Raw genomic sequence first — 22,149 nt, 5'->3', positions numbered from 1 at the left:
TCAGAACCTCGCAGCCGGGTCGCTGATCCCCACGACGAACGCGTCGAGGGAGTCCGGCCGGGAGGTGATGCGCCAGTCGTTGGTGACCAGCTCTCCCTCGCTCACCGTGGTGACCGTGAGGTTGAACCAGGCCAGGCCGAGGATGTCGTCGTTCTCGGGCCGGGCCAGCGCGTCGAACAGGTCGGTGACCCAGGAGGGCTTGTCGCCGCCACCGGTCTCCGAGGCGCCGATCTCCGCGAGCAGGATCGGCTTGTCGGTGATGGTCCGCAGCTGCTCGAGGGTGCGGCCGAACGTGTAGTCGAACGTCGGGGTCTGGTCCTCACGGTACGGCGGGCGGTAGTAGCCGGACAGGCCCACCCAGTCCACGTACTCGTCGCCCGGGTACAGGCTCTGGGTGTACTCCAGCGACTGGTTGGCGGCGGGCAGGTTGTTGACGATGTTCGGCGCCCACACCCAGATGACGTACTGGTTGGCGCCGGCGGCCTCGAAGATGTCGTGCACGTGGCGCCACATGGTCACGTAGTCGCCGCGGCTGTTGCCGTTGACGGCGGCACCGCCGGAGCCCTGCTCGTTCCACGGGTACCAGCCGGCGTTCATCTCGTGGTCGAGGCGGATCGCGACGGGCAGCCCGAGCGCGGCCACGTCGGCGGCGTACGTGCGCAGGTAGTCGTCGTAGGTGCCGGCGTTGATGACCGGCAACGAGTAGGCGGGGTCCACCACGACGTCGTTCGCGGCGGCCATGGGGCGCGACTCCCAGGTGAGCAGCGGCAGCAGTCCCTTCGTCCAGGACCGTGTGACGGCGTCGGCGCGGAACGCGGTGTCCCACCCCTGGAAGTACCCGGCCATGTCGGGGGTCGCACCGGCCTTGGCCACCGTGTCGTCGAACTCGGCCCAGCTGAACGGCGACTGGGTCGTGTAGAGCCCGAACAGCCGGCTGGTCGGGTTGAGCAGCGCCGCACGGGCCGGTGCGGTCGGTGCGGCCACCGGGGCGGGGTCCGCGGCCGGCGGGTTCTGCTGGGTCGCGGCGGCCTGGGCGCGGGCGGCGGCCTCGGCGGCCTGCCGTTCGGCCTGCTCCGCACGGTCCTGGGCTGCCCGCGCCTGACCCTTGGCCGTGGCGGCGGCCTTCTCGGCGGCGGCCTTGGCCTGGGCGCGCGCGGCGGCGGCAGCCTGCTCCTCCGCGGCCTTCTGCGCGGCGGCCTCCTCGGCGGCGGCCTTCTCGGCGGCGGCCTTCGCCTGGCCGGTGGCGGCACCGGCCGCGCGTTCGGCGGCGGCCTTGGCCTGCGAGCGCTCGATGGCGGCGAGCTCGTCCTCCCGTGCGTCCAGGGAGTTGCGCAGCGCCTCGTTCTCCTCGGCGAGGCGCTGCTCCTCCGCGGAGACGTGCGACTGCGCGGGGACCTGCGCGTTCGACGGCGAGAGCCACACGGCGCCGGCCACGATCGTCAGGGACAGGGCGACGGCGGCGGCACCGATGCGGGCACGGGTGACCGCACCTGCGGAGTGCCACCACCTGGTCGTGGTCGTGCCGGGGGTGGGGGTCGTCTCAGACATAGAGCAGGGCCTCCGCTGCGAGGATCAGGGCCGCGATGCCGTACGGGATCGCGGCGTAGGGGTTGAGGCGGCGCCGGGCCGGCCGGGTCGGGGCGGCCTGCGCGGTCCGCCGGGTGCGCTCGTCGACGCGGACCTGGGTCTGCACCGTGCCGTCTGCCGGCCGGACTGCCGGGACGGTGGGGCTGGTGGACCCCGGGGTGAGCGGCACGCCCTGCGGGGGTGTGCGGTCGACGACGTCACGCGGCGGCTGGTCGACGATCTGCTCCAGCTGGGCCATGAGGTCGTCCTGCCCACCACCGGCGTAGGCGCCGGCACGGGTACCCCAGCCGGAGGCGTGCGCCATGCGCACGAAGCCGAGCAGCCGCACGGGCATGAGGAAGAACGTCGAGACGATGATGAACACCGGCAGCCGGAAGAAGTCCGAGGGCTTCTCGTGCAGGTGGCGGATCTGCCGGATCGCCATGGACAGCACGGACGAGGCGATCATCAGCCCGATCACCCAGACCCAGCCGCGCAGGCCCGTGTACGACTCGAGGATCGCCTGGTAGAGGTTCACGCCGGTGCCCGACAGCGCCCGGTAGATCCAGCCGCCGACGGCGCCGACCAGCAGGAACGGCAGCAGGATGTCGGTGAGGAAGAACACCGCCAGGATCGGGGCGTGCCCGAGCATCCAGGGCAGCATGCGCAGGGTGTTGTACTGGCTCCCCCGCGCCCACCGCAACTGCTGCTTGAAGAGCTTCTTCACCTGCAGCGGGGCGTCGGTGTAGACCAGGCTCGGGTACTGGTAGACGGTCCGGTACCCGGCCTTGAGGGTGAGGTTGGTCAGCGTCCGGTCGTCGGAGACCTCCAGGAACACCCCCATGAACCGCTGGTGCATGAAGTCGTCCATGACGCGCATCAGGATGTTGCGGCGGAACGCGATGGTGCGGCCCGGCAGGCAGCCGATCTGACCGAGGGCGGACTGCGCGGGCATCGAGTACAGCGCCCGGGAGTTCTCGAGCCAGTCGGCCCAGCGGGTGATCCAGGACCGCTCGGGCTCGAGGATGCGCTGCCGGGTGGTGACGCCGCCGATGTTCGGGTCGGCGAACGGCTTGACCAGCTCGGGCAGCGTGCCCTCGGTCCAGATCGTGTCGGAGTCGACGAGCACGGTGATGTCGCCGCGGGACATCTCGGTGCCGATCTTCACGGCGTTGCGCTTGCCGGGGATCGGCGTGTGCACCCAGCGGACCAAGGGGCCGAACTCGTCGCTGACCTGCTCGAGCGCCGGGTTGGGCTTGCCGTTGATCACGACGATGACCTCGTCGGGCCGTTGCTCGACGATGCGGTGCAGCACGTCGCGGAACAGGTCGAGGGGTTCGTCGACGACGGGGATCACCACGGAGGTCGTGGTGTCGTAGGGCGCGGTGTACGGCCGGTAGCGGCGGGACAGGACGACCTTGAGGATCCAGAGGATCCAGACCAGTGCGGAGAACACCGCGAAGAGGTAGATCTCGCTCTGGCCTTCGAGCATGTGACGCATCTGCAGGACGAACACGAACATGGGGGCACTCCTCGCTGCGGCGGCGGACAGGGACGACGCTGACCGGCTCCGTCGGCAGTGCAGCGAGGGCGCGGGACTGCTCCTGCACCTTCGGTCGCCGGAGTCATGGACCCCGGTGACTTGTTGGCCTTCCGTCATTGCTGAGCGGTTGGTGCGACCAAGACTGCACCGCTCCAGGGCACATCCGCAGCCACGGCGACGGCGATCGGGGATGTCGAGGAATGTGGTCGATTGTCCGACTCAGGGGTGGCCAAACCGGGACAACTCGCGCGACGGCGCAGGTCACGCGGAGGCATCTGCGAGCGCGGCAGGCAGTCACAACAGCTCGACATGCCGGTGGAAATTCGTCACGACTGGTGTCCAGCATGTGGACGCGGATCAGGTTCTTGGCGCGATGGCGACATCGATATCACTGACTTGATACACAACACAGACCCGGTCTTTGCTGGACTCAGATTCCGTTCTGTCACCTTTGCGCCGGATGTCCGCGTGAGCGATCACACACCCGGTGCTCCCATGACCCACCCACGAAGGTCAGGGCTGCCCCGTGTCGGACGCGGGTGCGACACTGGCCGCATGCTCCAGCCCTACCGCGAGGTCCTGTCGCGCCCTGGAGCCCTCGCCTTCTCCGGCAGCGGCACGCTCGCGCGGCTCCCCATGTCGATGATCGGCATCGGCATCGTGCTCATGGTCTCGGCCCTGTACGACTCCTACGGGCTCGCCGGCCGGGTCTCCGCCGTGTACGTCATCGCGCAGGCCGCGTGCTCGCCGCAGATCGCCCGGCTCGTCGACCGGCACGGGCAGGCCCGCGTGATGCGCCCGGCTGTCGCCGTCGCCGCGATCGGCACCGTCGCACTCGTGGTCAGCGCCACGGCGCACGCGCACGAGGCGTGGCTCTACGCCGCCGCCGTCGTCACCGGGGCGGCCATCGGCTCCTTCGGCTCGCTGGTGCGCGCGCGGTGGACCACCGTGCTCGGCGGTGATCCGCGGCGCCTGCACACCGCGTACTCACTGGAGTCGGCGCTCGACGAGCTCGTGTTCATCGTCGGTCCCGTGCTGGCCACCGTGCTCGCCACCAGCGTCACCCCCACCGCCGGACTCGTCGTCCCGCTCGTCGGCATGCTGGTCGGCGGGTACTGGTTCCTCTCGCTGCGCGGGTCCGAACCGCCGGTGGCCCCGCACGACTCCCCCCGACCGCGCGGCTCGGTGCTGGCCAACCCCGGCATGATCGTGCTGGCCGTCGTGTTCGTCGCCATGGGCGCGATCTTCGGCGCCACCGACGTCTCCACGGTCGCGTTCGCGGAGGAGCAGGGTGCCAAGGGCTCCGCCGGCATCATCCTGGCCGTGTTCGCGTTCGGCTCCATGCTCTCCGGCCTGGCGTACGGCGCACGGCACTGGGTCCGCCCGCTGTGGCAACGGTTCGCGCTGGGCATGGTCGGCCTGGCCGTCGGCGCCTCGCTGTTCGTGCTCGTCGACTCGCTGGTCGCGCTCGCCGCCGTCATGTTCGTCACCGGCATCGCCATCGCCCCCACGCTCGTCAACGGCAACGCGCTCGTGCAGGACCTCGTCGCGCCCGAACGGCTGACCGAGGGGCTCACCTGGGTCGGGACGTCGCTCGGCGTCGGGGTGTCCGTCGGGTCGTCGGTCGCCGGGTCACGGATCGACGCCCAGGGCTCGCACGCCGGGTTCCTCGTGGTCGTGGTGGCGGCTGCGGCCGCGGTCGCCGCCACGCTGGTCGCCCTGCCGACCCTGCGCCCGCGTCGGCCCGCCACGGGCACCCTGCGTGAGGTATCGACGCAGGTCAGCGATGACGAGGGGGCGCACGACAGCAGTCCCGACCAGCAGGTGCCCGACCCGCAGTAACCTCGCCGGATGGCCCCCGTCGACCTGTCCGCGCTGGACCCCGCCGCCGACCCGCTGCCCGTGCTGCGCGAGCTGCTGACCCCCCTCGGCCAGGCCGTCGAGGCCGAGCGACTCACCGGCGGCATGTTCGCCACCACGTACCGCGTCACGCTGGCCGACGGTGAGCGCGTGATCGTCAAGACCGCGCCGACGAGCACCGACCGGTTGCTGACGTACGAGGCGGACCTGATCCGCACCGAGGCCCTCGTGTACGAGCTGGCCGCCGACCGACCCGACCTGCTCATGCCGCGCGTGCTGCACACCGACTTCACACGGCAGGTGGTCGCCTCCGACGTCGTGGTCGCCAGCCACCTACCCGGCACACCCCTGATGTCCGCCGGGTTCGGCCCGTCGGGCGAGGACCCGCGCACCGCCCGCACCGAGCGCGAGCTCGGCGCGCTGATGGCGCGCCTGCACACCGTGGTCGGCGACCGGTTCGGCTACCCCAACACGGCCACCGGTCTGCACGGCGACACGTGGGCCGAGGCGTTCCGCCGCATCGTCGAGCAGCTGCTCGCCGACGCCGCCCGGTGGGGCACCACCGTGCCCGACGCCGAGGTACGGGCCACGCTCGCCCGGCACGCCGACGCCCTCGCCCAGGTGGACCGCCCTGCGCTGATCCACACCGACCTGTGGCCGGGCAACCTGTTCGTCGACGTCGAGACCGGTGAGCTCGTCGGCGTCATCGACACCGAGCGGGCGTTCTGGGGCGACCCCCTGTTCGAGCTCAGCGGCGCCGACCAGATGGGCCGCGGGCCTGTGCCGAGCACCCTGCTGGCCGGGTACGCCGAGGCCGCGAGCGCGTTCGACCTCGACGAGCCGACGACCACCGCCCGGCTGCTGCTGTACCGGATGTTCTACAGCCTGCTGCTCGTCGTGGAGATCGCGCCGCGGGGGTACGTGGGCGACTGGCTCGCCCAGCACCGTGCCACCGCGGAGGGCAACCTGCGCTGGGCGCTCGACGAGCTGGCTGCCCTGGACCTGCCCGCCGCGGCACCGACGCCCGGGGCGTGACGCGGCAGGGCCCGGCGGGCCGGTCCCGTCAGGGCTGCGGGTGGTGCGCGTCGTAGTCCAGGAACGACCGTTGCGCACGCACCAGCAGCCACAGCAGCACGACGCACGCGGTGCCGCCGATCACCGCGGCCCACGCCTCACCGACCCGTGTCGACATGCCGCCCAGCAGCAGCTCACCGAGCCGCGGACCCCCGGCGACGACCACGATGAACACGCCCTGCAGGCGCCCGCGCATGTGGTCCGGCGTGGCGGTCTGCAGGATCGTCTGGCGGAACACCGCGCTGACCGTGTCGGCCGCACCGGCGACCGCGAGCATGAGCGCGGCGGCCAGCAGCGCCCACCACACCACGTGGTCCGGTGAGGTGCGGCCCACGCCGACCAGCACCCAGCCGAACCCGGCGACGGCCAACCCCCACGCGGTGATCGCCACGACGATGATCCGACCCTGCCAGCGCACGGCCGACAGGCCCCCGGAGAACAGGCCCGCGAGGATCCCGCCGACGGCGATGGCGGCGGTCATCAGGCCGGTGGTGGTCTCCTGCCCGCCCAGGTACAGCACGCCGACCGCGGGGAACAGCACCCGCGGCATCGAGGTGATCATGGCGACCAGGTCGACCAGGAACGTCATGCGCACGTTGCGCTGCGTGCCCAGGTAGCGCAGGCCGTCGAGCACGGAGCCCAGGCCGGCGCGCGAGCGCCGGTCCGCCGACGGTTCGGGCGGCACGGGCGGCAACGCGACGAGGGCGGCCAGGGCCACCGTGAACAGCAGCGCGTCGAGCGTGTAGACGACCGCGTAGTCGAGCACGGCGATGAGCCCGGCCCCCAGCAGCGGGCCGACGGTGAGCGCGATGTTCCACGCCAGGGTCTGCAGCGCGTTGGCCGCCGGCATCAGCCGGGGGTCGAGCAGGCGCGGGATGATCGCGGACCGGGCCGGGCTGTTCACCGCCGCCGCGGCCGACTGCACCGCCACCAGGGCGTACAGCACCACGACCTGCTCGTTGCCGGCGAACGCCTGCACCGCCAGTGCGATCGTCACGACCCACGCCACGACGGAGGCCACCAGCGCCACGGTGCGGCGGTCGGCGTGGTCGACGATCGCCCCGCCGTACAGGCCGAACACCACGAGGGGCACCAGCGCGCACAGGCCGAGGATGCCGACCGCGAACGTCGAGGCGGTCAGCGCGTACACCTGCAGACCGACGGCGACGACCGTCAGCTGCGCCCCGAGGTTCCCCACCGACAGCCCGACCCACAGGTGGCGGAACTGCGGGCTGACACGCAGGGGTGTGGTGTCGACGAGCAGGGAGGGCACCGCGTGAGCCTAGTGCGGCGCCCGTCGGGCCTTGCCCGTCAGGCCTCGCCCGGGCGCACCAGCCCCGACTCGTAGGCCAGCACGACCAGCTGGGCACGGTCGCGGGCGGCGGTCTTCATCATGGCCCGGTTCACGTGGGTCTTGGCGGTGGCCGGGCTGATGAACAGCTGCGCGGCGATCTCCGTGTTGGACAGCCCTCGACCGACCAGCCGGGTGATCTCCAGCTCGCGTTCGGTGAGGTCGGCCAGCCCGGGGGCGGGCACCAGCGTGGTCGGGTCGGCCTGGGTGAGCACCCGTTCGACGAGCGCGCGGGTCGCCGCGGGCGAGAGCAGCTGGTCGCCGGCGGCGACCGTGCGGATGGCGGCCAGCAACGCAGCCGGGTCGACGCCCTTGCCGAGGAACCCGCTGGCTCCGGCCCGCAGCGCCGCGACCACCAGGTCGTCGGTCTCGAACGTGGTCAGCACGAGGATCTTCACGCCCGCGAGCTCCTCGTCGGCGGTGATCCGACGGGTCGCCTCGATGCCGTCCATGTCGGGCATGCGGATGTCCATGAGCACCACGTCGGCCTGGTCGCTGCGCGCCCGGCGCACCGCCTCCGCACCGGTGGACGCCTCGCCGACGACCTCGATGCCGGGGTCGGAGTCGAGCAGCAGGCGGAACGTGGCGCGCAGCAGCGCCTGGTCGTCGGCCAGCAGCACGCGGATCGTCATCGGGTGGGCTCCTCGGTGGTCTCGTCCGCACGGTCCGGGCGGGCGTCAGGGGTGTCGTGCAGGGTGGTGGCGGCCACGGGGATCGTCGCGGCGACGACGAACCCGCCGTCGGCCGACCGCCCCGACCGGAACGTGCCGCCGGCGGCCAGCGCCCGTTCGCGCATGCCGATGAGCCCGTGCCCGGTGCCCGGGGCGGGGCGGCGGCGACCGGTCTCGACCGGTGGCGCGTTGGCGACCCAGACCTGCAGGTCGTCGGGCGACCAGCGCAGCGCGACGCGCACCGGTGACCGGGGGGCGTGCTTGGTCGCGTTGGTCAGGGCCTCCTGCACGATGCGGTGCACGGCGGTCTCCCCGTGCGGCGGCAGGGTGCGCCGTTCCCCCGTGACCGTCAGGTCGATCTGAGCGCCGGCGGTGCGGAACCCGGCGACCAGGTCGTCGAGCCGGTCCAGGTCGGGCACGGGTGGCAACCGGTCGTCGCCCGCAGCGCCCGCCCCCTCGGCATGGTCGGGTCCGTGGCGCAGCAGGCCCACGGTCGCGCGCAGCTCGTCGATGGCCCGCTCGGAGTGCGTGGTGATGTTCTGCAACGCACGGGCGGCGGCCTCCGGGTCGGTGCGCAGCAGGTAGTGCGCCACCGAGGCCTGGGCGTTGACCAGGGTGATGTTGTGCGCGAGGACGTCGTGCAGCTCGCGGGCGATCCGCAGCCGCTCGTCGATGACGGCCCGCTCCTTCTCGTCCTCACGCTCCTGCGCCTCGTGGGCGATCCGGTCGTGGCGGCCGGCGACGAGCGCCCCGACGGCGGTGGCGATCATGACGAGGTTCACCATGACGACGTCGGTCGCGAACAGGGACTGCGGGCGGGTCCCCATGGCGACCATCCCCAGGACCACCCCCGCGCCGATGCCGGCGACCCAACCCGTGCGGCGCGGGTACCGGCTGGCCACCGTGAACGCCGCCGCGAGCGTGGCCAGCGGCACCGGCTGGTAGGCCGCCATGGCGACGGTCTGCACGGCGTCGGGGTCGACCACGGGGATGAGCGCGAGGTGCGCCGACTCGACGAGCACGGTGCCCGCGAGCGCGAGCAGCGGTCGGTACGTGCGCACCAGCAGGGGCGCCCACGCGGCGACCGTGAACGCCAGCAGGGTGCTGTCGGGGACCTCGAACGCCCCGCTGCGCAGCGACACGGTGGTGAGCATCATCGCGAGCATGAAGAACGTGAACGCCCAGCCGGCCGGGGTGGGGCGCCCTCCGCGTCCCACCCCGGCTGCCGGGCGGGCGCGCCGCCCGGTGGTGACCGGCGCGCCCTCGTCGTTCGTCGTCATGGCTGGCTGGTCGTCCCGTCGGTCGTGACGCCGGCGAAGGCCTGCGGGTCTTCGAGCTCGTCGGTGGCGGGGACCCCGGAGACCTCCGAGGGGCCCTCGATCGACATGCGCGGTGTGAGGCGGTCGGCCCACCGAGGGTAGGCCCAGTTGCGGTCGCCGATCAGGTGCATGAGCGCGGGCACCAGGGTCAGGCGGACCACGAACGCGTCGACCAGCACGGCCAGCGCCATGCCGATGCCGATCGCGGAGACGATCCGCTCACCGCTGAAGCCGAAGGACGCGAACACGCAGAGCATGATCGTGGCGGCCGCACCGATGACCCGGCCGGTCTCGCTGACGCCCACCCGGACGGCGCGGGCGTTGTCGCGGGTGTGGCTCCACTCCTCGTGCATCCGGCTGACCAGGAACACCTGGTAGTCCATGGACAGGCCGAACATCACACCGACGATCAGCACGGGCACGATGTACATGATCGGCGCCCCGGAGCCGACCCCGAGGAGTTCGGAGCCCCAGCCGAGCTGGAAGATCGCGGTGATGGCCCCCAGGCCGACGCAGATCGTGGCGAGGTTGGTGACCGCACCGACCAGCGGGACGAGCACGCTGCGGAACGCCATCGCCAGCAGCAGGAACCCGAGCAGGGCGATCAGACCCAGGTACAGCGGGAGCCTGCTCATCAGGGCCTGCGACAGGTCGATGTTGGTGGCGGTCTCGCCGCCGACGTAGACCTCGAGCGCGGTGCCGTCGGCGGCCGCGGGGATGACCTCGTCGCGCAGGGCGTTGACCAGGTCCTGCGTCTCCTGCGTCTGCGCGCTCGTGGTCGGCACGATCGCGGCGACGGCGATCGTCTGGCCGTCCTGCAGCGGTGCGGCCTGCACGGCGGCGACACCCTCCACGTCGGGCAGGGTCGCGACCAGGTCGGTGAACGCCTGGGCCGAAGCAGCGTCGGGTGTGCGGGCGGCGAGCACGAGCGTGGCATCGAACCCTGCGCCGAACGCGGGGGCGATCAGGTCGGCGTACTCGCGGGTCGGCGAGCCGGCCGGGTCGCTGCTGGCGTCGGCGTTGCCGACCCGCATGGCCGCGAACGGCAGGGCCATGGCGACGATCAGCAGCAGGGCGGCGAGGGCCGAACGGCGCGTTGCGCGCTGCACGAGCAGCGCCCAACGGGAGGAGACCGAGGCCTTGCCGGTCGGGTCGGCGGCGTCGGGTCGGCCGGCGGCGAGGGCGTCGTGCTGCTTCCTGGACAGGACCTTGTGGCCGAGCATGCCGAGCAGGGCCGGCAGCAGCGTGATCGCGGCGAGCACCGTGAACAGGACGGTCACGGCGGCGGCCTGCCCCATGCCGGTCAGCACGCCGAGCCCGACGACGACCATGCCGAGCAGCGCGACGATCACGGTGAGGCCGGCGAAGATCACGGCGCGGCCGGAGGTGCCGATGGCGGTGGCGATCGCGTCCTCGACGGACGCCCCCGCCAGGAGGGCCTTGCGGTGCCGGTTGACGATGAACAGCGCGTAGTCGATGCCGACACCGAGGCCGATGAGGGCGCCCATGGTCAGCGAGGTCTCGGCCAGGTCCACCCAGTGCGAGCCGACCATCACGGCCAGCAGCGAGGTGCCCACACCGACGACGCCGACGAGGATCGGCAGGAACGCAGCCCAGCGGGACCGGAACACGAGGAACAGGATGACCAGGGCGGCGATGATGCCGATGCCCTCGGTGCCGTGCGACGCGCTGGGCAGCTCGGAGAACGCCTGCCCGCCGATCGCGACCTCGATGCCGGCCCCCGCCAGGCTGTCGGCGACGGTGCGCACCTGATCCACGTCCACGTCCTCGTCGACGGTGACCGTCGCGTAGGCGGTGGACACCTCGGCGTTCACCTGGCGGGCGCCCGCCTCGTCGTAGGGCGAGACGACCGCCTCGACGCCCGGCAGCCCGGCGACGTCGGTGAGCACGGAGCGCACCTGGTCCTGCACTGCGGCGTCGTCGATCGCGACCCCGGTGGTGCGCCAGACGATCGTGCCGGTCTCCGTGGTGCCGTCGGCGGCCGACCCGGCACCCATCTCGGCGAGCAGCGCGTACGCCGACGCGGACTCGCTGTCGGGCAGGGTGGCGTCCTCGGTGAAGGCGGTGCCCTGCGTGAGCACGGCCGCGGCCAGTCCGATGAGCAGCAGGATCCAGCCACCGAGGACGGCGCGCCGCTTCCGGTGGCTCCAGCGGGCGAGGGCGTTCATGGGACTGCCTTTCGACGGACGACTGGGCGACCTGCTCAGCGTGCTGTCGGGGGCACCCCTGGGTCGTCGTCCGTGCGCGGTCTCAGCGGTACCGCACCGGCGGTACACCGGGGACGGCGGTGGGCGGACCCGGCGGCCCGTCGACCGTGCGGTCGGGTAGACAGGGGCGGTGCGGAACTGGCTGGTGGGGCTCGCGGTCGCGGTCGGTGTCATGGTGCTGACCTGGGCGCTGCTCACGGTCCTGGCCCGGCGGCTGCCGCCGGGGTTGCTGCGCGACCTGGCGGGGTTCGTGCCGGCGTGCGTCACCGCGGTGCGGCGGCTCCGCAGGGACCCTCGGGTGCCGCGCAGCGCCCGGGTCGCCGTGGTGCTGGCGGGGCTGTGGGTGGCCAGCCCGATCGACCTCATCCCGGAGTTCCTGCCCGTGATCGGGCCGTTGGACGACGTCGTCGTGGTGGCGATCGCACTGCGGTACGCGGCCCGACGCGTGCCGCGGGAGGTGCTGCTCGAGGCGTGGCCGGGCGATCCGCGGCTCCTGCTGCGGCTGCTCGGCGAGGCGACCTGATCGGCGGGGACACGCCTTGCCGTCGAATCGATACGATAGGCGGGAACGCTCCCACTGCGGTGGGATGTCAGCACCGACGACCTCGAGGGAGAGGAACCCCATGCCCGCCGCCCTGCCGTACCAGGACCCCTCGCTTCCCGTCGCGGAGCGCGTCGCCGACCTCGTCGGCCGGATGACGCTCCCGGAGAAGGTCGGCCAGCTGCTCCAGCTCAACGCCAAGGACGGCGTCCGCCCCCTCGTCGAGGACATGCACGTCGGCTCGATCCTGCACGCCTCCCCCGAGAACATGCGCGAGGCCACCGAGCTGGCCGCCCGCACCCGGCTGGGCATCCCGCTGCTGGTGGCCGAGGACTGCATCCACGGCCACTCGTTCTTCTACGGCGCGACCATCTACCCGAGCCAGCTCGGCATGGCGGCCAGCTGGGACGCCGACCTGGTCGAACGGGTCGCCCGGGCCACCGCCGTCGAGGTGTCCGCAACGGGCATCCACTGGACGTTCTCCCCCGTGCTCTGCATCGCGCGCGAGCTGCGCTGGGGCCGCGTGGACGAGACGTTCGGCGAGGACCCGCACCTCATCGGCGAGCTCGCCTCGGCCATGGTCCGCGGCTACCAGGGCGACGGCCTGACCGACCCGACCGCGATCCTGGCCACCGCCAAGCACTTCGCCGGGTACTCCGAGACGCAGGGTGGGCGCGACGCGTCCGAGGCCGACATCTCCCACCGCAAGCTGCGCTCGTGGTTCCTGCCGCCGTTCGAGAAGGTCGCCCGTGAGGGCAGCGCCACGTTCATGCTCGGCTACCAGTCCACCGACGGCGTGCCGATCACCGTCAACGACTGGCTGCTCAACGACGTGCTGCGCGGCGAGTGGGGCTACAAGGGTCTGCTCGTCACCGACTGGGACAACGTCGGGCGCATGGTCTGGGAGCAGCACATCTACGCCGACTACACGCTCGCGTCGGCCGCGGCCATCCAGGCCGGCAACGACATGATCATGACGACGCCGCAGTTCTTCGAGGGCGCGCAGGAGGCCGTGGCCCGCGGGCTGGTGGAGGAGTCGCGCATCGACGCGGCCGTCGGGCGGGTGCTCACGGTCAAGTTCGAGCTCGGCCTGTTCGAGGACCCGCGCCTGCCCGACCCGGAGCGTCAGGCCGTCGTCATCGGCGCCGGTGAGCACGAGGCGCTCAACCTGGAGACCGCCCGTCGCTCGCTCGTGCTGCTGCAGAACGACGGCACGCTGCCACTGGCCGGCGGTCTGGTGGCCGACGCCGACGGCCGGGCACAGGCCCCCGCCGACGGGCGCCCGCGCCGCATCGCCGTCGTGGGCCCCAACGCCGACGACCCGCACGTCACGCTCGGCGACTGGGCGGGTGCCTCCGGCCAGACCGACTGGCTGCCCGACGGCCACCCGCGCGAGATGATCCGCACCGTGCTCGACGGGTTCCGGGCGCACGTGCCCGCCGGCTGGGACGTCACCTTCGCGCAGGGCGCCGAGATCATCCAGCTGGTCCCGGACCCGCGCGGCGAGTTCTTCCCCGACGGGCAGCCGCGGCCCGACATCGCCGCGCCGATCGAGCCCGACGAGGCGATGATCGCGCAGGCCGTGGCCGCCGCGAAGGACGCCGACTACGTGGTCGCGGTCGTCGGCGACCGCATCGAGCTGGTGGGCGAGTACCGATCCACCGCCACGCTCGACCTGCTCGGCGGGCAGGTGGCGCTGCTCGACGCCCTGGCCGCCACGGGCACCCCGATGGTCGTGGTGGTGCTGGCCTCCAAGCCGCTGGTGCTCCCGCAGTCCGCGCTGGACGCGCAGGCGATCATCTGGGCGGCCAACCCCGGCATGCAGGGCGGCCGCGCGATCGCCGAGGTGGCGCTCGGTCTGGTCGAGCCGTCGGGTCGTCTGCCCATCTCGTTCGCCCGGCACGTCGGGCAGCAGCCCACCTACTACAACCAGATCCGCGGGCAGCACGGTGACCGGTACGCCGACCTGACGCAGGACCCGGCGTTCGTGTTCGGCGAAGGCCTGAGCTACACCACGATCGAGTACTCCGACCTGCAGGTGCTCACCCCGCACCTGGACGCCACGGGCACCGTGCGCGCCGAGGTCACGCTGCGCAACACCGGCACGCGCCCCGCGCGCGAGACCGTGCAGGTGTACGTGTCGGACTCGGTCACGTCGGTCACCTGGGCCGACAAGGAGCTCAAGGCGTACCGGCAGGTCGACGTGGCCCCCGGCGAGACCGTGCACGTCGAGGTGGAGCTGCCCGCGGCCGCGTGCACGCTGGTCGACCGGCACGGCGAGCGCATCGTCGAACCGGGCGAGTTCCAGCTGCTGGTGGGCCGGTCGTCGCGTGACGCCGACCTGCTCCGCGCCCCGTTCACGATCGCGGCGCCCGGCGAGACCACCGTCTGAGCGCACGCCGACTGCGACGCCCCGCCTCCCGCCGATCCGGGGGGCGGGGCGTCGTCGTCCCACCCGATGTCCTGCCGGGGCGAGGGTGTGGCGGACCGGCGACGCACCGACCTCGCGCAGCCGGGGGTGCTCGCACCTGTGCGGGGGGCGGGCCGCCTCGAGAGCCGCAGATACGCTGGCGACGGGAGGCTTGATGCCGAGGCGAGTGGACCACGACCAGCGTCGTCGCGAGATCGTCGAGGCGACGCTGCGCGTCGTGCACCGGGTCGGCCTGGCGGGTGCGACGACCCGCGCGATCGCCGACGAGGCCGGGTGCACGCTGAGCGTGCTGGCGCACTTCTTCGGCAACAAGGACGCGATCCTCGTGGCCGCGCAGGGCGCCGTGTACGAGCGGATGGTGCAGCGCGGGTTCCGCATCGGTGGCGACCTGCGAGGGCTGGCCGCCCTGCGGCAGGCGCTCGAGGCGGCGTTGCCCCTGGACGAGGAGCGCGCCGTCGACGCCGCGGCGAACGCCGCCTTCGCGGCCGCGGCCCTCACCCACGCCGACCTCGCCGAGGCCCGTCGACGCTCACGGCAGGACATCCGGCGCGTGTTGTACGGGTGCCTCACGGAGGCCCGGGAGCTCGGCGAGCTGCGCGACGGGGTCGACGACGGTGCCGTCGTGCACGAGTTCTTCGTGATCGCCGAGGGGGCGGCGCTGTCGGAGGTGCTGGACCGGGGTCAACCGGGGGCGAGCCCGTGGTCGCGGGACCTGGCCTCGGCGTTCGTCGAGCGGCTGCAGTGCGGCCGGTGACCCCCCTGCAGTCACCGGCACGCCTTGCCGCGTACGGAAGACACCCTGCCGCGACCTGTCGCGGGTGCTGTATCAGCTGATCCGTCTCCCCACGATAGCGACCACGCCCGAGGTCCGGCGAGCGCACCGATCGCCGCGACGTTCGTCGGTCATCTGATCCATGTCGCGAAGGTCGCCATCGGGCACCGCCCCTCACCCGCCGCGAAACCTGTGGAGCCGGGCCGACACCCGACGTAGGCTCGCCCGGCCGGACGGCCGCGGGGTGCCGCCGTCCCTGGCGAGACCGGGGCAGAACCGGGACGAGACCAAGGCAAGGAGCGCGCCGATGCTGGGCATCGCGGGAGGCGGGGTGGCCGACACGGCCTGCTCAGGCGACTCCTCGACCTCTCGCCCTTCCCGCTGACCGGCTCGTGACCGGGCGCGGGCCAGTACCCCACCCCGGAGTCGACCGATGAACACCCTGACCGAGAAGCAGATCCGCGCGTCCTTCGTGAACGCGTCCCGCCGCGAGGCGACCCAGGCCACCCTCCCCGACCTCGACGCGCTCCGCTGGGACCGCCTCGACTACCTCGGCTGGCGTGACCGCAAGGCGCCGCTGTCCGCCTACGTCGTCGTCGAGCTCGACGACGAACCCGTGGGCGTCCTGCTGCGCTCCAGCGAAGGTCGGCGCACACGCCGCAGCACCGTGTGCGCCTGGTGCGAGGACGTCGTCGTGACCGACGACGTGACGCTGTACGTCGCCCGGCGCGGCGGTGCCGCAGGGCGACGCGGCGACACCATCGGCACGCTCATCTGCACGGACTTCGGGTGCTCGACGAACGTGCGCCGGGTGCCCACCCGTTCCGAGGCGGGCACCGCCACGGAGGCCGAGCGCCTGCAGATCGTGGAACGGCGCATCGACGGGCTGCGCGAGCGGTCCACCCGGTTCGTGCAGGAGATCGTCCGCACCCGCTGACGCCCCGGGGTGCACGGGGCGCCCGAGGCACCGACCTCACGGTCGACGTGCCCCGGGCGTCCCGGCGACGCACCTCAGGCGAGGACGACGCCACCCTCGGCGGTGATCAGGTCCGCGTCGACGTCGTCGAACCAGCGCCCACCCTCGCCCAGGTAGCGGAACCGCACCTCGGTGCCGGCCGGGACGGTCACCGACGTGCTCGCCGTCCCGTTGGACCGGCGACGCAACGGGTGAGCACCCGGCGTCCAGGCGTTGAACGAGCCCACCACGCTGACCGGCCCGTCGAGGGTCGCGGTCGGCAGGGCGAACGTCAGCGTGGTGGACGTGGCGGAACGGGACCTCTTCAGCACGGTGGCATCACTCGTCTCGACTCAGGTGCACGGATCCGGACGTCAGCAGCGTGGCGTGGTCGTGTTACCGGACGGAACGGACACGATGACCAGCGTGTGACGCTGTGCTGAAGACTCGCAGCATCCGTCAGTCCTGGGCGGGGGCGACCGGCAGGCAGACGCGTGTGACCCAGCCCGACGGGTCGGGGTTCTGCATGGGGCTCACCACGTAGATGTTGAACATCGGCCCCGCGGGGCGCAGCCCCTGGCCGGCGACCCAGTCACCGAGGTCGGCCATGACCGCACCGATGCCGTCGTAGGAGCCGTGCAGCTCGCCGACGGCCACGTCGACAGCCGGCACCTCGACGAACCGGACGCCGTCGACGTCCGTGAACGGTGCGAGCACGTCGAGCTGCACCTCGACGTCCGCGTCGCGCTCCACGTACTCGTCGTCGTGGAACACCGCGACGCTCAGCGCGTCGGGCGTGACCTGGGCGCCCGCGGCGGCCAGCCCCCCGCCGAGGCGCTGCCACAGCAGGCCCTCGTCGGCGTACGTGGGGATCACGTCGCGCACGGAGGCGACCTGGCGGGCGGGGATGACGGTGCGGGTGATCGGTGTGGACATGACAGGACTCTCCAGTTCGTCGATGAATCGGTCGATGTCCCGAAGCCGGCTCGACACGGCGGCGGCCTCTGCCGCAGCCGCCTGGCGACGCTCGAGCAGCACCGCACGCAGCTGCGCGGTGTCCACGAACGGCGCGCACGCCGCGAGGTCGTGCACCCCCACCCCGGCGTCCCGCAACGCCCGGACACGGCCGGCGGTGCGCAGCAGGTCGGGGTGGTAGTGCCGGTACCCGCTGTGCGGGTCGACCCAGGTGGGCGCGAGGACGCCGCGCTCGTCGTAGTGACGCAGCATGCGGATGCTCAGCATCGACAGGCGTGAGAACTCGCCGATCGTGAGGAGTCTGTCTCGGGGCACATCCACACTCGACACCCTTCCACGGTGTGAGGATCAAGGAGCAGTCACCCGAGCGGGACGTCGAGCACGCGATGGTGTCCGTCGAGCGTGACGTCGGCGCTGGACCCGCCCGCGGAGACCCGGTAGTCGCCGCGGAACCCCTCGAGCCCGACGCGCCCGTCGGCACCGGTCCGCGCCGTGGTCGGGCTGAGCCACCACCGCCCCCGGACGAGCTCGCGCAGCGCGTGGTACGAGGGCTTGGGTGTGCCGTCGGCGCGGACCAGACCGCCCGGTGCGCCGAGCCAGGCGCCGTCGTCGGACAGTCCCCAGTAGACGACGGCCTCGACGGCGGGGTGCGCGACGAGCGAGGTGTAGTGGCGTGCGATCTCGTCGGCCTGCCGCTGCTCGCCCGCGGTCGTCGAGGGCCAGGAGGGGATCTGGTAGTCGTTGAGGTCGACGATCTCCGGTGGCATCAGGTGGCCGGACAGCAGCGTCGTCTCGGTCAGGTGCAGGGGCAGGCCGAACCGCGCGAACCGGTCGACCATCGCGAGCATCGTGTCCTCACCCCAGTACCCCTGGTGCATGTGGGTCTGCAGGCCGAGCGCGTCGATCTGGATGCCGGCCGCCAGGCAGTCCTCGATCAGGTGCTCGTAGTCGCTCGACAGGTCGAAGTCGTTGAGCAGCAGCCGCGCGCCGGGGTTCGCCGCGCGGGCGGTCTCGAACGCCAGCCGGACGGTCTCGACGCGGCCGAGGCGCTGCGCGAGCCGGGTGATCGCGTTGTCCTCCTTGTCGAACACCGGCATGATCACGACCTCGTTGATCGCGTCCCACGTGTCGACCAGGCCGGCGAAGTCGGTCACCTCGCGGGTGATGCGGTCGCGGACCACCTGCTCGACGCGAGCCTCGGGCACGTCGAGCAGCCAGTGCGGGGCGAGGGTGTGCCAGACGAGCGGGTGCCCCTTGAGGCGCACGCCGCGGTCGGCGAACCACTGGGCGGTCGCACGCAGCCGGGTCGTCTCGGTGCGTCCTGGGGCGGGCTCGAACCCGGCCCAGTAGAACGGCAGGGTCGCGGTGTCGAACAGGTCGAGCCACAGCTGTGCGAGGTGCTCGCCCTGGCTGGGTGCTGCGCCCCCGAACGGGCTGTCGTGGACGCCGTCGGTCTGCCCGTTCGCCAGGGGGATCAGGTCGAAGCCGATGTTGCCGAACGCCATCTCGTGCCGGACCTGCTCGACGACGACCTCGCAGTCGGCCAGCGGTGCGCCGTCGGGCCCGGTCAGGACCAGGTCGGCGGCGGCCACGCGGTGCCGCAGCGCCTGCGGGACGTGCGCGATGGCGCTGGCGGCGGGGGTGAGGGGCATGTCGACTCCTTCGTCGGTGATGGTGCTCAGGTCGGTGATGCTGCTCCGGTCGGTGACGCCGGTCCGGTCGGTGGTGGTGCTCAGGGCCGGTCGAGGTCGGACACGGGTTCCGGTTCGGTGTCCAGCAGCTCGAGCAGGCGTGGCGCGAGGCTCGGCCCGTTGCCCGTGACGGCGGAGACCACCCAGGCGGGCACGCCGTCCTGCGGGAGCCGCACGGTGACCAGGCCCGCGGCCTGCGGCTTGGCGGCCACGTGCTGCGGCACCAGCGCGACCCCCAGGCCGCGGCCGACGAGGTCGAGCAGCGTGTGGATGTCGTTGACGGTGCACCGCACCTGACGGGTCACGCCGCGCGCCGCGCACACCGCGTCGTTGAGCGAGCGCACACCCCAGCTGGGCTGGAAGTCGATGAAGTCGTGGCCTGCGAGCGCGGACCAGTCGGTGCGCGCGGCGCCGGCAAGGGGGTGCCCCGGGGGGCAGAGCAGCACGACCTCGCGCCGCCCGAGCTCGGTGGGGCGCACGTGCGTCAGGTGCTCCTCGGTGGCCACGAAGGCGAGGTCGAGCTCACCGGCCCGGACGGCGGCGACGAGCTCGTGCGAGCCGACCTGGGTGAACGCGATGTCGACCTGGGGGTAGCGGCGACGGAACCGTTCGAGCAGCGGGGGCACGTCGACCACGCCGAGGCACTGCTCGGCGCCGATGCGCAGGGTGCCGCTGAGCTCGTGGCTGGCGCGCACCACGGCGTCACGGCCGGCGGCGGCCTGCTCGAGCAGCCCGCGGGCGTGCGGCAGCAGGGCGCGTCCGGCCTCGGTGGGTTCGACGCGGCGGGTGGTGCGGGTGAACAGGCGGGTGCCGAGCTCGTCCTCGAGAGCGCGGATGGCGGCGGAGAGACCCGACTGGCTGACGCCGCAGATCGACGCCGCGCGCGTGAACTGCTGCTCCTCGGCGAGCGCGACGACGTACTCCATCTGCCGCAGATCCATCGATCGACTCCGCTTCTGAAACGCATGAGTTCTAGTTGTTGGACTTGTAGCACCGAGCCTACCTAGTGTCGGAGCACCAACCCGACGACGTGAGGTGTCCCCGTGCAGCAGCGCACCATCGGCCCGTTCTCCGTGAGCGCCATCGGACTCGGCGGCATGCCGATGTCCATCGAGGGCCGCCCCGACCGGGACCGGTCCGTCGCGACCATCCACGCCGCGCTCGACGCCGGCGTGACCCTGATCGACACCGCCGACTCCTACCACCTGCACGCCGACGAGGTCGGGCACAACGAGGAGCTCATCGCGCAGGCCCTGCGCAGCTACGGCAGCAGCACCGACCACGTGCTCGTCGCCACCAAGGGCGGGCACCTGCGGCCCGGCAACGGCACCTGGACCCAGGACGGGCGCCCCGAGCACCTCAAGCACGCCGCGCGCGCGTCCGCCCGCCGGCTCGGCGTCGAGGCCATCGGCCTCTACCAGTTCCACCGCCCCGACCCGACGGTCCCCTACGCCGACTCGGTCGGCGCGCTCGTCGAGCTCCTGGACGAAGGCGTCATCCAGCAGGCCGGCATCTCCAACGCGTCCGTCGCCCAGATCGACGAGGCGCAGCAGGTGCTCGGCGGACGGCTCGTGTCCGTGCAGAACCAGTTCTCCCCCGCGTTCCGCAGCAGCCTGGCCGAGCTGCGGCACTGCGCCGACCTCGGCCTCGCGTTCCTGCCCTGGTCCCCGCTGGGCGGCATCGCCCGCTCCGGCGAGCTGGGCACCCGGCACGGCGCGTTCCAGCAGGTCGCCGACGCGCACGGCGTCAGCCCGCAGCAGGTCGCCCTCGCGTGGGAGCTCGCGCTCGCACCGGTCGTCATCCCGATCCCCGGCGCCTCACGGCCCGCGAGCATCGTCGACTCGACGCACGCCGTCGACCTGGTGCTCACCGACGACGAGGTCGCGGCACTGTCCCTGGGCTGACGCCCCGCCCGCGCGCCCGCCCTCACACCACCCCGACCGGAAGACCCCATGAAGACCTTCACCCTGCCCGGCACCGACATCGTCGCGCCCAACGTCGTCCTCGGCCTCATGCGCATCGCCGAGAAGACCGACGACGAGATCCGCACGCTCGTGCAGACCGGCCTGGACGCCGGCATCACGTTCGTCGACCACGCCGACATCTACGGCCGCGAGCTGCACGAGTGCGAGTCCCGGTTCGCCGACGCCCTCGCACTGACCCCGTCGCAGCGGGACGCGCTCACCATCCAGACCAAGTGCGGGATCGTGCGCGAGGGGCCGTACTTCGACTTCTCGTACGAGCACATCCTCGAGTCCGTCGACGGCTCGTTGCAGGCGCTGCGCACCGACCGGATCGACATCCTGCTGCTGCACCGCCCCGACGCGCTGGTCGAACCCGACGAGGTCGCCCGGGCGTTCGACGAGCTCCACTCCGCCGGCAAGGTCCGGGCGTTCGGCGTCTCCAACCACACCCCGGCGCAGATCGAGCTGCTGCGCCGCTCCGTGCGCCAGCCGCTCGTCGCCAACCAGCTGCAGCTGTCGGTCACGCACGCGCCGATCATCACGCAGGGCCTGGCCGGCAACATGGTCGCCGAGGACCAGTCGATCACCCGCGACGGCGGCGGCATCCTCGACTACTGCCGGCTGCACGACATCACCGTGCAGGCGTGGTCGCCGTTCCAGGCCGGGTTCTTCACCGGCACGTTCCTCGGCAACCCCGAGTATGCCGAGCTGAACCGCGTCATCGACGAGCTCGCCGCCCGGTACGACGTGCCGGCCATCGCGATCGCGACCGCGTGGATCACCCGCCACCCGGCGCAGATGCAGGTCGTGCTCGGCACCACCAGCCCCGAGCGGGTCGCCGGTGCCGCACAGGGCTCCGACCTGCCGCTCACCCGCGCCGAGTGGTACTCGCTGCTGCACGCGGCGGGGCACATCGTGCCGTGACCCCCGGGGGGGTTCCCGTCGGCCCGGCGGGTCAGAAGGCGCGGATGTCGGCATACCCTGACACGTGCCACGATGTCTGCGTGCGCTGACATCCGTGCGCTAGTCAGCGGCAACGCACCCGAGTTGACCCTCACCGCGGACGCCGAGCAGGGCCGCCACATGCACGCTGGAGCCCAGCGATCTGAGCACGGGTAACCCGGGCAGGACTGTGAGGTCGGGGCCTGATGGACAAGCAGCACGAATCTGCCCGTGCAGACTCCCCCGACGCAAGGCACGGCGGCGCG

General features: G+C 72.5%; 18 protein-coding genes. 8 read left to right on the top strand and 10 right to left on the bottom strand.

The window, feature by feature from the left end:
• Together ACTHAM_RS02345 and ACTHAM_RS02340 are read right to left on the bottom strand one after the other, a co-directional pair.
• A complete protein-coding gene (locus ACTHAM_RS02345) occupies positions 1-1,548 on the bottom strand; it encodes a glycoside hydrolase family 26 protein (protein WP_440684153.1) in 1,548 nt (515 codons plus the stop codon).
• The gene (locus ACTHAM_RS02340) at positions 1,541-3,088 is read right to left on the bottom strand and encodes a glycosyltransferase family 2 protein (RefSeq protein ID WP_440684152.1); all 1,548 of its coding nucleotides are present in this window, start codon (positions 3,086-3,088) and stop codon (positions 1,541-1,543) included. Before ACTHAM_RS02340 ends, ACTHAM_RS02345 begins: the two co-directional genes overlap by 8 nt.
• Before the next feature lie 576 nt (positions 3,089-3,664).
• Here ACTHAM_RS02340 and ACTHAM_RS02335 point away from each other — a divergent pair.
• Positions 3,665-4,951 carry an MFS transporter gene (locus ACTHAM_RS02335; protein WP_440684151.1) on the top strand — a complete coding sequence of 429 codons (1,287 nt, stop codon included), beginning with the start codon at positions 3,665-3,667 and terminating at the stop codon, positions 4,949-4,951.
• Between the two features lie 9 nt (positions 4,952-4,960).
• Complete coding sequence (locus ACTHAM_RS02330) at positions 4,961-6,004, top strand: phosphotransferase family protein (RefSeq protein ID WP_440684150.1); 1,044 nt, start codon at positions 4,961-4,963, stop codon at positions 6,002-6,004.
• A gap of 28 nt (positions 6,005-6,032) precedes the next feature.
• Here ACTHAM_RS02330 and ACTHAM_RS02325 read toward each other — a convergent pair whose 3' ends face one another.
• Genes ACTHAM_RS02325 through ACTHAM_RS02310 form a run of 4 tightly spaced genes read right to left on the bottom strand, consistent with a single transcriptional unit; the run spans position 6,033 to position 11,573 of the window.
• Complete coding sequence (locus ACTHAM_RS02325; RefSeq protein ID WP_440684149.1) at positions 6,033-7,316, bottom strand: MFS transporter; 1,284 nt, start codon at positions 7,314-7,316, stop codon at positions 6,033-6,035.
• Positions 7,317-7,354: 38 nt separating this feature from the next.
• The gene (locus ACTHAM_RS02320; RefSeq protein ID WP_440684148.1) at positions 7,355-8,026 is read right to left on the bottom strand and encodes a response regulator; all 672 of its coding nucleotides are present in this window, start codon (positions 8,024-8,026) and stop codon (positions 7,355-7,357) included.
• Positions 8,023-9,345 carry a sensor histidine kinase gene (locus ACTHAM_RS02315; protein WP_440684147.1) on the bottom strand — a complete coding sequence of 441 codons (1,323 nt, stop codon included), beginning with the start codon at positions 9,343-9,345 and terminating at the stop codon, positions 8,023-8,025. Before ACTHAM_RS02315 ends, ACTHAM_RS02320 begins: the two co-directional genes overlap by 4 nt.
• A complete protein-coding gene (locus ACTHAM_RS02310; RefSeq protein WP_440684146.1) occupies positions 9,342-11,573 on the bottom strand; it encodes an MMPL family transporter in 2,232 nt (743 codons plus the stop codon). Before ACTHAM_RS02310 ends, ACTHAM_RS02315 begins: the two co-directional genes overlap by 4 nt.
• Positions 11,574-11,742: 169 nt before the next feature.
• Here ACTHAM_RS02310 and ACTHAM_RS02305 point away from each other — a divergent pair, with 169 nt between their 5' ends.
• From ACTHAM_RS02305 to ACTHAM_RS02290, 4 genes are all read left to right on the top strand, one after another.
• The gene (locus ACTHAM_RS02305; protein WP_440684145.1) at positions 11,743-12,135 is read left to right on the top strand and encodes a YkvA family protein; all 393 of its coding nucleotides are present in this window, start codon (positions 11,743-11,745) and stop codon (positions 12,133-12,135) included.
• Positions 12,136-12,235: 100 nt separating this feature from the next.
• Positions 12,236-14,545 carry a glycoside hydrolase family 3 N-terminal domain-containing protein gene (locus ACTHAM_RS02300; protein WP_440684144.1) on the top strand — a complete coding sequence of 770 codons (2,310 nt, stop codon included), beginning with the start codon at positions 12,236-12,238 and terminating at the stop codon, positions 14,543-14,545.
• Positions 14,546-14,738: 193 nt separating this feature from the next.
• Positions 14,739-15,338: a TetR/AcrR family transcriptional regulator gene (locus tag ACTHAM_RS02295; protein WP_440684143.1), complete on the top strand. Its 600-nt coding sequence runs from the start codon at positions 14,739-14,741 to the stop codon at positions 15,336-15,338.
• A 451-nt stretch (positions 15,339-15,789) separates the two neighbouring features.
• On the top strand, positions 15,790-16,293 hold the full coding sequence (locus ACTHAM_RS02290; protein WP_440684142.1) for an FBP domain-containing protein: 504 nt from the start codon (positions 15,790-15,792) through the stop codon (positions 16,291-16,293).
• A gap of 74 nt (positions 16,294-16,367) precedes the next feature.
• Here the strand turns inward: ACTHAM_RS02290 and ACTHAM_RS02285 are convergent, their stop codons facing one another.
• The 4 genes from ACTHAM_RS02285 to ACTHAM_RS02270 form a co-directional block, all read right to left on the bottom strand.
• Positions 16,368-16,643, bottom strand: coding sequence for an isoamylase early set domain-containing protein (locus ACTHAM_RS02285; protein WP_440684141.1), 276 nt, complete (start codon positions 16,641-16,643; stop codon positions 16,368-16,370).
• Between the two features lie 127 nt (positions 16,644-16,770).
• Positions 16,771-17,601, bottom strand: coding sequence for a MerR family transcriptional regulator (locus ACTHAM_RS02280; protein ID WP_440684140.1), 831 nt, complete (start codon positions 17,599-17,601; stop codon positions 16,771-16,773).
• A 44-nt stretch (positions 17,602-17,645) separates the two neighbouring features.
• The gene (locus ACTHAM_RS02275; protein ID WP_440684139.1) at positions 17,646-18,938 is read right to left on the bottom strand and encodes an endo-1,4-beta-xylanase; all 1,293 of its coding nucleotides are present in this window, start codon (positions 18,936-18,938) and stop codon (positions 17,646-17,648) included.
• An 80-nt stretch (positions 18,939-19,018) separates the two neighbouring features.
• Positions 19,019-19,918 (bottom strand): LysR substrate-binding domain-containing protein, encoded by a 900-nt coding sequence (locus ACTHAM_RS02270; RefSeq protein ID WP_440684138.1) that lies wholly within the window; start codon positions 19,916-19,918, stop codon positions 19,019-19,021.
• A gap of 102 nt (positions 19,919-20,020) precedes the next feature.
• Between ACTHAM_RS02270 and ACTHAM_RS02265 the strand changes: the two genes are divergently transcribed.
• Together ACTHAM_RS02265 and ACTHAM_RS02260 are read left to right on the top strand one after the other, a co-directional pair.
• Positions 20,021-20,881: an aldo/keto reductase gene (locus ACTHAM_RS02265; RefSeq protein ID WP_440684137.1), complete on the top strand. Its 861-nt coding sequence runs from the start codon at positions 20,021-20,023 to the stop codon at positions 20,879-20,881.
• Positions 20,882-20,929: 48 nt separating this feature from the next.
• On the top strand, positions 20,930-21,865 hold the full coding sequence (locus tag ACTHAM_RS02260; protein WP_440684136.1) for an aldo/keto reductase: 936 nt from the start codon (positions 20,930-20,932) through the stop codon (positions 21,863-21,865).
• The last annotated feature ends 284 nt before the right edge of the window (positions 21,866-22,149 follow it).

Origin of the sequence: Cellulomonas soli (assembly GCF_052036975.1) — a bacterium.
In the GTDB taxonomy this organism is placed as follows: Bacteria; Actinomycetota; Actinomycetes; order Actinomycetales; family Cellulomonadaceae; genus Cellulomonas; species Cellulomonas soli_A.
The sequence above is the reverse complement of the archived record's forward strand: the minus strand, read 5'-3'. Positions and strand labels throughout refer to the sequence as shown.